General features: G+C 41.8%; 9 protein-coding genes. 6 read left to right on the top strand and 3 right to left on the bottom strand.

What is annotated here, in order from left to right; translation table 11 throughout:
* Position 1 precedes the first annotated feature (1 nt).
* Genes EJ103_RS12655 through rpoS form a run of 3 tightly spaced genes read left to right on the top strand, consistent with a single transcriptional unit; the run spans position 2 to position 2,456 of the window.
* Positions 2-580 carry a YqaA family protein gene (locus EJ103_RS12655; RefSeq protein WP_126007964.1) on the top strand — a complete coding sequence of 193 codons (579 nt, stop codon included), beginning with the start codon at positions 2-4 and terminating at the stop codon, positions 578-580.
* Positions 581-621: 41 nt separating this feature from the next.
* The gene (locus EJ103_RS12650; protein ID WP_126007962.1) at positions 622-1,446 is read left to right on the top strand and encodes a peptidoglycan DD-metalloendopeptidase family protein; all 825 of its coding nucleotides are present in this window, start codon (positions 622-624) and stop codon (positions 1,444-1,446) included.
* A 35-nt stretch (positions 1,447-1,481) separates the two neighbouring features.
* Positions 1,482-2,456, top strand: coding sequence for an RNA polymerase sigma factor RpoS (gene rpoS / locus EJ103_RS12645; RefSeq protein WP_024033114.1), 975 nt, complete (start codon positions 1,482-1,484; stop codon positions 2,454-2,456).
* Positions 2,457-2,588: 132 nt separating this feature from the next.
* Here rpoS and mutS read toward each other — a convergent pair whose 3' ends face one another.
* Complete coding sequence (gene mutS, locus EJ103_RS12640; RefSeq protein WP_126007961.1) at positions 2,589-5,174, bottom strand: DNA mismatch repair protein MutS; 2,586 nt, start codon at positions 5,172-5,174, stop codon at positions 2,589-2,591.
* A gap of 21 nt (positions 5,175-5,195) precedes the next feature.
* Between mutS and EJ103_RS12635 the strand changes: the two genes are divergently transcribed.
* Together EJ103_RS12635 and recA are read left to right on the top strand one after the other, a co-directional pair.
* Positions 5,196-5,687 carry a nicotinamide-nucleotide amidohydrolase family protein gene (locus tag EJ103_RS12635; protein WP_126007959.1) on the top strand — a complete coding sequence of 164 codons (492 nt, stop codon included), beginning with the start codon at positions 5,196-5,198 and terminating at the stop codon, positions 5,685-5,687.
* Positions 5,688-5,752: 65 nt separating this feature from the next.
* Positions 5,753-6,796, top strand: a complete 1,044-nt coding sequence (gene recA, locus EJ103_RS12630) for a recombinase RecA (RefSeq protein WP_004586193.1) — start codon at positions 5,753-5,755, stop codon at positions 6,794-6,796.
* Between the two features lie 337 nt (positions 6,797-7,133).
* Here the strand turns inward: recA and EJ103_RS12625 are convergent, their stop codons facing one another.
* Together EJ103_RS12625 and EJ103_RS12620 are read right to left on the bottom strand one after the other, a co-directional pair.
* Positions 7,134-9,260 (bottom strand): TonB-dependent siderophore receptor, encoded by a 2,127-nt coding sequence (locus EJ103_RS12625; protein ID WP_126007957.1) that lies wholly within the window; start codon positions 9,258-9,260, stop codon positions 7,134-7,136.
* 406 nt (positions 9,261-9,666) lie between these two features.
* A complete protein-coding gene (locus EJ103_RS12620; protein ID WP_004586195.1) occupies positions 9,667-10,836 on the bottom strand; it encodes a DcaP family trimeric outer membrane transporter in 1,170 nt (389 codons plus the stop codon).
* A gap of 418 nt (positions 10,837-11,254) precedes the next feature.
* Here EJ103_RS12620 and acs point away from each other — a divergent pair, with 418 nt between their 5' ends.
* Positions 11,255-13,195: an acetate--CoA ligase gene (gene acs, locus EJ103_RS12615; RefSeq protein ID WP_126007956.1), complete on the top strand. Its 1,941-nt coding sequence runs from the start codon at positions 11,255-11,257 to the stop codon at positions 13,193-13,195.
* Positions 13,196-13,279 lie beyond the last annotated feature (84 nt).

Here is a 13,279-nt window from a genome sequence, read left to right as displayed (position 1 = left end):
GTTGAAATTGTTTACTAAGTTATACGATATGGCCCTAGTGTGGGCAAAACACCGCTTTGCTGAGCGCTATTTAGCAGCCATGAGCTTTGCTGAGTCTGTTTTTTTTCCGGTACCACCGGATGTAATGCTTGCTCCTATGTCGCTTGCTCAGCCAAGTAAAGCGTGGCGCTTTGCAAGCTTTGCAACAGTTGCTTCAGTACTTGGGGGGATTGTAGGTTACTTTTTAGGTTACTGGTTATTTGAGCCTGTTGTACAGCCCTTTATTGAGCAGATGCACTGGCAAGAAAAGTTTGAAACAGCGCTTACATGGTTTAAAGAGTATGGCGTGTGGGTGGTATTTTTAGCGGGCTTTTCACCTATCCCTTATAAGGTATTTACTATTGGTGCAGGGGTATTACAAATGGCATTTTTACCATTTTTAATAGCGTCTGCCGTTGGCCGTGGTGCGCGTTTCTTTTTAGTTTCTGCTTTAATGAAGTGGGGCGGGGTTAAAATGGAGCAAAAATTACGTCAATATGTTGAAGTACTTGGCTGGGGTTTAGTTATATTAATAGCGGTTACTTACTTTTTATTACGCTAACTAGCAAAAGTAGTACTTTTTAAATTTCGGAGCAAAACACCTTGAATAGTCAGTACGTATTATATGTAGTTGTATTTATTGCTGTTTTGCTTTCGGGGTGTTCATCTCGCCATATTCCTGCTCCTGTTAGTAGCCTTAATACTAATGTTAATGATTTTCAAAAAGGCATTAACATTAATGGCAATAAATACACAGTACAAAAGGGTGATACTTTATATTCCATTGCCTTTAGTGCAGGGCAAGATTTTAGGTCGCTTGCAAAAAACAATTCAATTCCATCACCTTACGTTATTTATCCTGGGCAAGTTATTTCGCTTGTAGCCACGAGTAGCCATGCGGTTGCTAGCAATTCACCCGTTAAACAAAAAATAACATCCACTAAAATAAAACAAAAAACTAACAAAAAATTAAAGAAAAATCTTGATCAGCCGAAACAACGAGAGTATGTTCGAAAACAAGCCAATGAAATAGTTAGTAATGCTAAACCTTCGTCGAGCAGTAAAGTAAAGTGGTTTTGGCCTGCAAAGGGCAAAGTGACTAAACGCTTTTCTAATAAGGAAAACGGTTACAAGGGTTTACAGATTACTAACCGTACAGGGGCTTCAGTTTTAGCCGCAGCACAAGGAACGGTGGTGTATGCGGGTAATGCGCTTCGAGGGTACGGTAATTTAATCATTTTGAAACATAATGATGATTACCTAAGTGCTTATGCACATAACTCGAAACTACTTGTTAGAGAAAAGCAGAAAGTTAAGGCAGGACAAAAAATAGCAGAAATGGGCAAGTCAGAATCTTCGGTCACTGCGCTTCGTTTTGAAATTCGCTACCGTGGGCAAGCTGTCAATCCTGCTAAATACCTTCCCTAATTTTTAGGTATTGATAATTGCTCGGGAGAAGGCTTATGGCTAACGCAGCAAAACTTGACAAAAACACCACCGACGAAAAATTTGATGACACCGCAGTAGAAGAAACTGCAGCATTACTTGAAGAGGTTGATAACGAAGAAGAGATATTTGCAAAAGAGGAAGTAACTAAAAACCTTGATGCAACCCAACTTTATTTAGGAGAAATTGGTTTTTCTCCCCTACTTAGCGCTGAAGAAGAAGTCTTTTTTGCCCGCAAATCGCTACGTGGATGTGAAGCATCTCGCAAGCGTATGATTGAAAGTAACCTACGTTTAGTTGTAAAAATTGCCCGCCGTTATAACAACCGAGGATTAGCACTTCTAGATTTAATTGAAGAAGGTAACCTAGGTTTAATTCGCGCTGTTGAAAAGTTTGACCCAGAGCGCGGTTTTAGATTTTCGACTTATGCAACGTGGTGGATACGCCAAACAATTGAACGCGCCATTATGAATCAAACGCGCACAATTCGCCTGCCAATACATGTAGTTAAAGAATTAAATGTTTACTTGCGTACAGCACGCGAGCTGACACAAAAGCTAGACCATGAGCCAACTGCTGAAGAAATTGCTGAAAGCTTAGGTAGACCCGTAGAAGACGTAACTAAAATGCTACGCTTAAACGAAAAAATTGCCTCTGTTGATATGCCAATTGGCGGTGAGAACGACAGCGCACTGTTAGACATTATTGCCGATGAAAAAAGCGCAGGCCCTGAGGGCGAAGTTCAAAACAACGATATTAACAAACATATTGTCGATTGGTTAGGTGAGTTAAACCCTAAACAACGTGAAGTATTAGCGCGTCGCTTTGGTTTACTTGGCTATGAGCCATCAACACTTGAAGATGTTGGCCGTGAAATTGGTTTAACGCGAGAGCGCGTAAGACAAATTCAGGTAGAAGCATTACGTCGTTTAAAAGATATTTTACAACAAGAAGGGTTAAGCACAGAAAGTTTGTTTGACCAGTTCTCGTAACTCCCTTTTATACTGTCTATGTGTTTAAAAGCTGAAGGATAAAACCTTCAGCTTTTTTTATGTCTTACGACCCCCAATAAATACTATTCACTGTGTTATCAGCCTCTTAACCACCGCTCAAGTTACCTATATTCAAAGTAGTGCTTTTAATTTATAAAGAAGTTCGTGTGCTTGACGCGGCGATAGATTATCAGGGTCAATGGCACTGAGCTGCTCCTCAACCTCTGAAGGCTCAGGCGCAGGTAACTCATTAGCAAATGAAAACGCCTGCTGCTCAGCATTAGGCGCTGTTACACTCTGGTGGTTTTCGAGCAGTTTAAGCTTTTGCTTTGCTTGGGTTATCACGGCTTTAGGCACGCCGGCAAGCGCTGCGACCTGTAAGCCAAAGCTTTTACTTGCTGCACCATCAAGCACAGTATGCATAAATGCAATGGTGTCGTTGTGCTCTATGGCATCTAAGTGCACATTCACCAGCCCAGTTTTTTGCTCGGCAAGTTCCGTTAATTCAAAGTAGTGCGTAGCAAATAATGTTTTAGCAGATATTTTTTGTGCCAGATGATCAGCCGTTGCATAAGCAAGTGATAAGCCATCGTAGGTACTGGTGCCTCTGCCTATTTCATCCATTAATACCAAAGATTGCGCAGTTGCATTATTTAAAATTGTGGCGGTTTCAGTCATTTCTACCATGAAAGTAGAGCGACCAGAGGCTAAATCATCGCTTGCACCAATGCGAGTAAATATACGGTCAATATTACCAATTTTTGCACTATCAGCAGGGACATAACAGCCAATATGCGCCATCAATACGATAAGTGCTGTTTGGCGCATATAGGTTGATTTACCACCCATGTTTGGACCGGTAATAATCAACATTTTACGTTGGCTATTTAGCTCCACAGGGTTGGCAATAAAAGGTTCTTTCATTACTTGCTCTACCACAGGGTGGCGACCTTGTTTAATACTTATATTGTCATCATCGCATAGCTGGGGTTTAGCATAGTTAAGCGTTTGTGCTCGCTCTGCTAAGTTATTCAATACATCTAAATCAGCTAATGCGCCAGCCATCATTTGAAGCTGTTCAATATGCGGGGCTATAAACTCAAATAGCTCTTCATATAATTGCTTTTCAAGCGCAAGAGCTTTTGATTGGCTGCCAAGCACTTTGTCTTCGTGCTCTTTTAGTTCAGGTATTATGTAGCGTTCATTATTTTTAAGCGTTTGGCGGCGAATATAATCAGCAGGTACTAAGTGTGAATTTGCACGACTTACCTCGATAAAAAAGCCATGCACCTTGTTATAGCCAATTTTTAATGTGCTGATCCCGGTGCGCTCTCGCTCTCTAAGTTCTAGTTGCTCAAGTATATCGGTAGCGCCTTTACTCAAGTTTCGCCATTCATCGAGTTCGCTGTTGTAGCCTGGTGCAATAACGCCCCCATCGCGAATTAGTACTGGTGGGTTATCAATAACAGCACGCTCAAGTAAAGCTTGTAGTTCAGGTAGCTCTGGAGAATGGCGAACAATGCTAGCGATACGCTCATCATTAGCATCGTTTAATAATGCGTGCAGTGGTGCGAGTGCTTGTAGGGCACTGCGCAGTCGGGTTAAATCGCGCGGGCGTGCAGTGCATAAAGCAAGTCGTGCTATTACGCGTTCTATGTCACCAATTTCTTTTAATGAATCGTGTAACTCGCCATATAATTGCACATCTAAAATAGCGCTAATGGCATTTAAACGTGAGTTAAGCTCATTTTTATTACGCACAGGTGTATGAATGCGGCGTTTAAGTAAACGCGACCCCATGGCCGTAGCGGTTTTATCAAGTACCTGCGCTAAGGTGTTTTCAAAGCCGCCCGATAAATTAACGGTTAGTTCTAAATTTTTGCGTGTTGCCGCATCTAATATAACTGCGTGCTCGTTATGCTCAAGCGTAATAGCGCGAATGTGAGGTAGCGCAATACGTTGTGTATCTTTTACGTATTGCATTAAACAACCCGCAGCGACCAAAGCAGCATGCGCTTTATCTACACCAAAACCAACTAAATCTTTGGTGCCAAACTGCTCGCACAGTAAGTGTTGCGCGGTGTCTAGGTCAAACTCCCACTCAGGGCGTCGCCGTGCCCCTTTTATATGCTCAATTAAATGTGTGTTTTCAAAGCTTTCACAGTATAAAAGCTCAGCGGGTGATAAGCGCTGTAGGGTTGAAGTAAATGCTTCGTCGGTGTTAACTTCAACTACGTTGAAGCGCCCTGAATTTATATCAAGGTAGGCAATACCGTATAGCCCTTTTTTATTTTGCCATACGCTAGTGAGTAAGTTATCTTGGCGTTCTTGCAATAGCGCTTCATCTGAAATAGTACCCGGTGTAACGATACGTACGACTTTGCGCTCTACTGGCCCTTTACTGGTTGCAGGATCGCCAACTTGCTCACATATAGCAACCGATTCGCCCATTTGCACTAAACGAGCTAAATAGTTTTCTACTGCATGATAAGGGACACCCGCCATAGGGATTGGATCGCCGCCGGCTTTACCGCGATGCGTTTGCGAAATATCGAGTAGTTGGGCCGCGCGTTTAGCGTCGTCAAAAAAGAGTTCATAAAAATCCCCCATACGATAAAACAATAAAATATCGCGATGCTCTGATTTTATTTTTAGATACTGCTGCATCATAGGGGTTTGTTGTTTTATAGTGTGCGGTGCATAAAGATCAAACGACATGTATTTACCCAAAGGCTGAATATGGAATTACATCAAGAGATTAAAACACTTGCTGCGCAATTGGGCGTTATTTTAACGGATAAACGCTTATGGATCACTACCGCTGAATCATGTACTGGAGGCGGAGTGAGTTATGCGCTTACAGATACGCCAGGTAGCTCAGGTTATTTGGGCCGCGCATTTGTTACTTATAGTAATGAAGCTAAGCATGAACTGCTTAATGTGGCCAATACTACGCTAGAGCAATTTGGTGCGGTGAGTGAGCAAACAGTAAAAGAGATGGCTTTTGGTGCCGCAAGCGTTGCCAAAGCTGATGTTGCCGTGGCAATTTCGGGCATTGCTGGGCCAGGTGGCGCTACGTCCGATAAACCAGTTGGCTTTGTGTGGTTTTGCATACAAATTGCCAATGAACAATTTACGTTTAAGCAAATATTTAACGGCGATAGAGCGCAAGTTAGAATGCAAGCTATTGAATTTGCATTGAAAAGTGCTATCGAGAAGATAAAATTATAAATTTCACTTGATACTGTGATTTCATACAGTATACTTGTTCGCATTAGCCGGATTTGGAGAACAGAATGAACGATAATAAACAAAAAGCGCTGGACGCTGCACTATCACAAATTGAGCGTCAATTTGGTAAAGGATCAATTATGAAACTGGGCGATAACAAAGCCCTAAATATTGATGCTGTATCTACAGGCTCACTTGGGATTGATATTGCTTTAGGCATAGGTGGTTTGCCTATGGGGCGTATTGTTGAAGTGTATGGCCCTGAGTCTTCAGGTAAAACAACGCTTACTTTGCAAGTTATCGCGCAGGCTCAAAAAGAAGGCAAAACATGTGCCTTTGTTGATGCTGAGCATGCTCTTGATCCGGTATACGCACAAAAGTTAGGTGTTAACATTGATGAGCTGTTAGTGTCTCAGCCAGATACCGGTGAGCAAGCATTAGAAATTTGTGACATGTTAGTACGTTCAAGTGCTGTAGATGTTGTTATTGTCGATTCTGTTGCAGCGCTTACACCAAAAGCTGAAATTGAAGGCGACATGGGCGACTCGCACATGGGCTTACAAGCACGTTTAATGTCGCAAGCACTACGTAAGCTTACAGGTAATATTAAACGCTCAAATACGCTATGTATTTTCATTAACCAGATTCGTATGAAAATTGGTGTAATGTTTGGTAACCCTGAAACAACAACAGGTGGTAATGCACTTAAGTTTTACGCATCAGTGCGTATTGATATTCGTCGTATTGGCTCTGTTAAAGAAGGCGATGAGGTAGTCGGTAACGAAACCCGCGTTAAAGTAGTTAAAAACAAAGTTGCACCACCGTTTAAACAAGCTGAGTTCATCATTATGTATGGTGAAGGTATTTCTAAACAAGGTGAGTTAATAGATTTAGGTGTTAAGCACAAAATTGTTGAAAAAGCAGGTGCTTGGTACAGCTACAACGGCAATAAAGTAGGCCAAGGTAAATCAAACTCTATTAAGTTTTTGAAAGAAAACGTAGAAATTGCAGATGAAATTGAAGGTAAGTTACGTGATATGTTGCTATTAAAAGCAACGGTTGAGCCAGAAGATGGCGAAGACGTATTAGGCGCTGAGTCTGACCTTTAAGTGTAAACGTTCTCTAAGCTTGATTTGACCCGAGCTTTAAAAGGCGCTAACCAGCAGTGGTTAGCGCCTTTTTTGTGTTTAAAGCACGCTAAAACTATAACCTTACAGGCTTTAATAGATGCAGTTTAAATAGCGCTTAGCCATATTTACAGTGATGCTGGCTAACAAGTTCGCGTTTTAATTGAGGCGCCTAATAAAAGCATGGTATTGCTAGTACTTTGCATAAGGTAGATAGCGCAAGGAGGGGGGATAAGCGCTTTAACTTAAAGGGGCTTAAAACAAAAACGGCACTAAAAAGTGCCGTTTAAATTTAAAAGCCGTACTTTTAAAAAGCGACTTATAGCTGCCAGTTTACCGATAGCGCGTAGTTACGCGGCGCACCGTAATAACCTTGAGCCCAGTATAGGCTGTGTAGGTATTTTTCATCTGTGGTGTTATTAACGTTAAAAGTAACCCCAACGTTTTCTGTAATTTTGTAGTTAGCCATTAAATCAAGAATACCGTAAGCATCTTGGTTCGTGGTTACAAGTGCAGCGCCGGTTGCATCTTCAACTTGTACGCGGCTAACCGAGTCTTGCCAACGATAATTTGCACCAAAAGTTAAGCCTTCAACAAATGGTACTTGGTAAGTTGCAGCAAGTTTTAGCTGGTTCTCTGGCGTGTAATCTTCAACTAAATCATCACCATCAATACTTAAATTACTAAAGCTGATACTTGCACTTAAATCCTCGGTTACTTTACCACTTAATTCAATTTCAAAACCGTCACTGGTGATACCATCAGCACCATAATAACGAGTATCGCCTGGTAATGAATCAGGTAATGCAACAGCTAGGTTTTCTTGTTTTGCATCAAAGTAAGCAAAGGTTACAAATACTTGATCGTCTAAAAGCTGTGCTTTTAAACCAATTTCGCTACTTTTACCTGTAATTGGCGCCAATTGCTCAGCATTAATATCAAGCTCTTTTTGTGGCACAAAGGTCTCTGTGTAACTTGCGTAGGCTGAAAGTGATTCATTAAAGTCATACACAGCCCCCACATACGGGATAACTTCGCTGTCGTTACGTGTTTGTTCTACACCATAAGCAGTGCCGGATGTTTCCCAATCAGTGTAACGTACACCTGCTAACACGCTTAGCGGAGCGCTTAATTTAATGCGAGTAGACATATAAGCTGATTGCTGTTTGTTTTCTATGTCACTGCCATTTAAGCCATCAGCAAGGGTTGCTTCAGGTACTACGCCATCCCACGTATCAAGCGAAGGCATGGCTGGGAAGCCGTTGCCCGTGGTGTAATCGTAAAGCGACTGCTCGTTGTAATCCATTTTTGCTTGGCTAACACCAAATGACAGGTCGTGTTCTTGGCCAAATAAATCAAATTTACCGCTGGCGTATAAATCAAATAAATCGTGCTTATCTTCGTAGTCGTAACGGCTTGCGTAACCTGTTAAACCAAGGCCAGTTTCGCTATCAGGTGTGCCATATACGTAAAATAGTTCTGAGTCTTGCTCGTTTTCTATGTGTGCGTAACGCGCTGTTGCAACCCACGTAGCCGATAGGTTTTGCTCAAGTGTTACATATACTTGCTCTGCGCTGTTATCCCAGTAAGACCAATCAGATGCCGTACTTGTAGAGGCGTCGTAGTTTGTTGCTGTGCCATCGGTGTAATAAAGAGGGAGTGCGCCCCAAAGTGGGCTATCGGCATCTTTTTGTTGGTTAACATAGTTGATGCTTAATGTCGTGTCGTCGGTTAGCTTGCCTTCGTAAGCAAGATAAGCAATTGTTTTATCTGTTTCGTAACGATCTAGGTATGACTCCGCTTTTTGCTTGGTAAATACGGCGCGTACAGCGTGGTCGTCGTTAATTGGCGTTGAAACATCTACCTCTAAACGCTTGTTGTTCCATGAACCATACGATGCAGATGCATGCGCTTGAGTTATGTAAGTTGGTTTTTTTAATACCATATTTACGGTTGCAGATGGGTTACCTGCGCCAGTCATCAGGCCGTTTGCACCACGTACAATTTCTACACGGTCGTAAATAGACGTATCTAAAGTGCCCTGAATAGAGCCTGAGCTTTGTGGGATGCCTAAACCATCAACCTGAAAGTTTGTTATTTCAAAGCCACGGGCTTTAAAATAAGTACGGTCAGTTTCTATTTGCTCTACAGTTACACCGGGGGTGCTCTCTAGCACTGAGTTAATATCATCTAGTGAAAAATCATCCATTAAAGCGCGAGAAACAACAGAAATACTTTGTGGGGTTTCTTTGATTGTTAGGCCTAATTTTGTAGCAGATTGCGCATCTTCGGTGATGTAGTTTTTATGATGCTGGCCATATACTGCTATTTTTTCTAATGAGTCATCTGTATTTGTTGTAGTTTCTTGTGCAAATGCATGACCAGATAAAACAAGTGAAGTAATAAGGCTTAGCTTAGATAAACGCAAAATTTGTTGGGACGACATGTGTTTTTCCAATAGGTTCAAAAAAGAAGTGCATAACATAATCTAAATGAGAGTGATTTTCAATAACATGTTTGTTGTTTGTGCAAAATAATTAGTAGTTATCCGAAATTGTGGGGATTTAGTGGATTTTAGCAACTAAATAGCCGCTTAGTTTAGCGCTAAGGTAATATCCCTTAATCGCAAAGAGAGTGTTATTTCTGTGCAAACTTTTATCTGAGCTCTACCAAATGCTGCTATTTAAGCTTATTTAAGCGCTAACCGTGTTTAATTTACTGAAAATCTCAGACAAAAAAGCATTCTTAAATACCATTACTACCACAGTACTATTAAACCTTTTAAGCAGAGTTCAAGTTGTATAGCTAAAAAAAAGCGGCCTAAGCCGCTTTATTGTGATCACTATGTTTAATTAAAAATTGTATTTTACAGAAAATTGTAAGCGCTCTAAATCGCCGTCAATACCACTTTCTGTTTCGCGCTCGGCATGTTTAAACTCTGCACCAAATGTTAAACGCTTAACCGGTGAGTATAAAATATTTGCACTAAAGCTTTGGCTTGATTCAACAGGGTCACCTGATATTGTTAATAGATCGGTGTTGTTGTCAGCACTAAAGAAAGAATATAAGAAAGTTGAGCGCCACTGGCTTGTCCATTTATGTTGATAAGCAACAAAACCAGATGTTGAGTCTATTGCATCTAGTTCATCGCCATTAAGCACTGCACCATGGGCAACATTTAAGCCCACGTAACGGCCAAGGCCTTTACCTTGAGTAAGCATAAATTTAAGGTAGTCTTCGCCAAAATTTACACGGCCCGAAGCGCTAATACCAAACGAGGTTTCATCAGCGTCAACATCGCCTACTTTATAAGTAAGTTGGCGAGCAAGTGCTGCAACTACAAAGTTACCCCAATCGGCATTGTGTGTGTAGCGCGCAGTAAAATCAGGAAGTGACGCATCATCTGTTTCTACACGTGCGCCACCTTGAGTGGTAATTGTGCTTTCTGGGTTTTCTAGTGAGAACGACCAAGCACCGGTTGTGTACTTAATTTGCGTTTGGCGTACAAAAACAGTGCCTTCAGCAGGGCCTACAAAATCAAGTGTTTCTGCAAGTGCACCCACGTTTTGAAAGTTTGACCATGTTTGACCAAATAACCAGCCATCGTAAGTTACAAATGCATGGCGAATACGTGGTGCATAAGAGTTTGATACGCGCTCGTTACCGCCAGGGGCCGATGCTAAAAAGTCTAACTCAATTTTAGTTTTAACTGTTTTACCGTTATCCATTAACGTTGACGTACCAAAGTTAAAACGTGACTCACGTGCATGCATATCAAATACGGCATCCGAATCATCATCATCGCCTACGGGCAGTGTGCTTGGTACGTAAAAATCACGTCCTACATTTGAGCCATCAGGAGCGCCTGCAGAGTAATCACTCCACATTGTATCTAGCTTAATGTATCCGCCGTAAGTAAATTCGGTGTTACCTACTTTAGCTGCAGTTGCCGCATAAGCCGTGCTTGTTAAAGCACATAATACAGCACTCGCTGCAAGAGTTTTTAATGGGGTAAATTTCATTGTGGTGTCCTTTAAAGGCTACTTGTTGTTTGTTGCTTTTTAAACGTTCAAATGTATTACTTGCTACAGGTATTACTTACGAATAAAAATTTATTTATCTTGCATCACGCTACGAGTTCGTTAAATAAGTGTTTAACTTGCATGGCTGCATCATTATTTTAATGTCCGAAAACCACTTTTAAATATGTGCAAAATTTACTCAATTACCTATTGGTCTATAAGACGAAGGTTTAAGAGTAATTCAATGGCCACTTACTTATATTTAACATACTGTATTTCTATGTAAAAAAGTCATGAGCGGCGAGATTATAAACCACAAAATGTTAATTAGAAGGGTTGTACAACTAAGGTCTAATACTTAATAAAGTACTGCTGAGTAATCCTTTAATCATGGCAAGTTATTAAAATGGAGACTGAGATGTCACAAAGTATCTATCCTGTTCCTGCACATATTGAAAAAACGACGTTAGTTGATAACGAAAAATATAATACACTCTACAAACAGTCGATTGATGACCCACAAGGGTTTTGGCGTGAACATGGCCAGCGCTTAGATTGGTTTACTCCGTATACTAAAGTAAAAAACACCTCATTTGATAAAGGCCATATCGATATAAAATGGTACGAAGATGGAGTTTTAAATGCCTCTTATAACTGTATTGACCGCCATTTAAAAACCAAAGCCGATAAAGTTGCGCTTATTTGGGAAGGAGACAACCCAAACCAAAGTGAAAACATTACCTACCAACAATTACATGATGAAGTGGCACGCTTTGCTAATGGTTTAAAAAAACTGGGCGTACAAAAAGGTGACCGAGTTGCTATTTATATGCCGATGACGCCGCAAGCAATTTACGCCATGCAAGCCTGTGCACGTATTGGTGCTATTCACTCGGTTGTATTTGGTGGTTTTTCTCCCTCTGCCATTGCAGATCGAATTAAAGACTCTGGCGCTAAAGTGGTGATCACATCCGATGAAGGCCGCCGAGCTGGTAATTGTGTTCCTTTAAAAGCGAATGTTGATGAAGCCGTAGCTCAAGAGTCGGTGACAAGCATTGAACACGTTATTGTACATCAGCTAACCGGTGGCGAAGTTGATTGGAACGAGCACGATATTTGGTGGCATGAGCTTGTAGCTGACCAACCGGCGCAGTGCGAACCGGAGCCAATGAATGCAGAAGATCCACTCTTTATTTTATATACATCGGGCTCTACTGGCCAACCAAAAGGGGTTGTGCATACTACAGGGGGTTACTTAGTTTACTCATCAATGACCCACGAATACGTATTTGATTTACAAGAGGACGACGTATATTGGTGTAGCGCCGATGTAGGTTGGATCACCGGCCACAGCTATATTGCTTATGGCCCACTGGTTAATGGCTGTACGCAAGTGGTATTTGAAGGCGTGCCTACCTACCCAACCGCAGGGCGCATGGGGGAGGTGGTTGATAAGCACGGCGTAACCATTTTATATACTGCACCAACCGCTATTCGAGCGTTAATGGCTAAAGGCGATGAGCCAACCACGTCATCTGATCGTCAAAGTTTACGCATTTTAGGCTCAGTGGGTGAACCCATCAACCCTGAAGCATGGACGTGGTATTACGAAAATATTGGTAATGCTAATTGCCCAATTGTAGATACGTGGTGGCAAACCGAAACGGGCGGCATTATGATCACTCCGCTGCCTGGTGCCACCCAAACTAAGCCAGGTTCAGCAACGCATCCGTTTTTTGGTATTGCGCCGGCTCTATTTGATGCAGAGGGTAATACACTTGAAGGTGCTGTTGACGGTAATTTAGTGATATTAGATAGCTGGCCTTCACAAGCGCGTACTGTTTATGGCGACCACGAACGTTTTGAACAAACCTATTTTAGTGCTTACCCCGGTGTTTACTTTACAGGTGACGGCTGTCGTCGTGATGAAGATGGCTATTACTGGATCACAGGGCGTGTTGATGACGTGCTTAATGTATCAGGGCATCGCTTAGGCACCGCTGAAATAGAAAGCGCGCTGGTAGCTCACGAAGCTGTAGCAGAGGCCGCCGTAGTAGGTTATCCGCATGATATTAAAGGCCAAGGTATTTATGTTTACATTACGCCAAATGAAGGCGTTACTGTAAGTGATGAGCTGACAACTCAAGTCCGTAATTGGGTACGTAAAGAGCTAAGCCCAATAGCTTCCCCTGATATGATTCAATGGTCGCCTGGCCTACCAAAAACGCGTTCAGGTAAGATTATGCGTCGAATTTTGCGTAAAATAGCCGCAAATGAACATCAACAGCTAGGGGATACATCAACACTTGCAGACCCAACCGTGGTAGATGAGCTCATAGAAAACCGATTAAATCGTTAAATGCGCGTTAAAAACTTGATTACAAGTTGATTCTAAACGTAGTATATCGGCTGTCAGTAAGTACTTTATACCTTATTGGCAGCC

Source organism: Pseudoalteromonas sp. Xi13 (assembly GCF_003952205.1).
GTDB classification, from domain to species: Bacteria; Pseudomonadota; Gammaproteobacteria; order Enterobacterales; family Alteromonadaceae; genus Pseudoalteromonas; species Pseudoalteromonas atlantica.
Note: the sequence above shows the minus strand (reverse complement) of the source record. Positions and strands in the feature narration are given on the sequence as shown.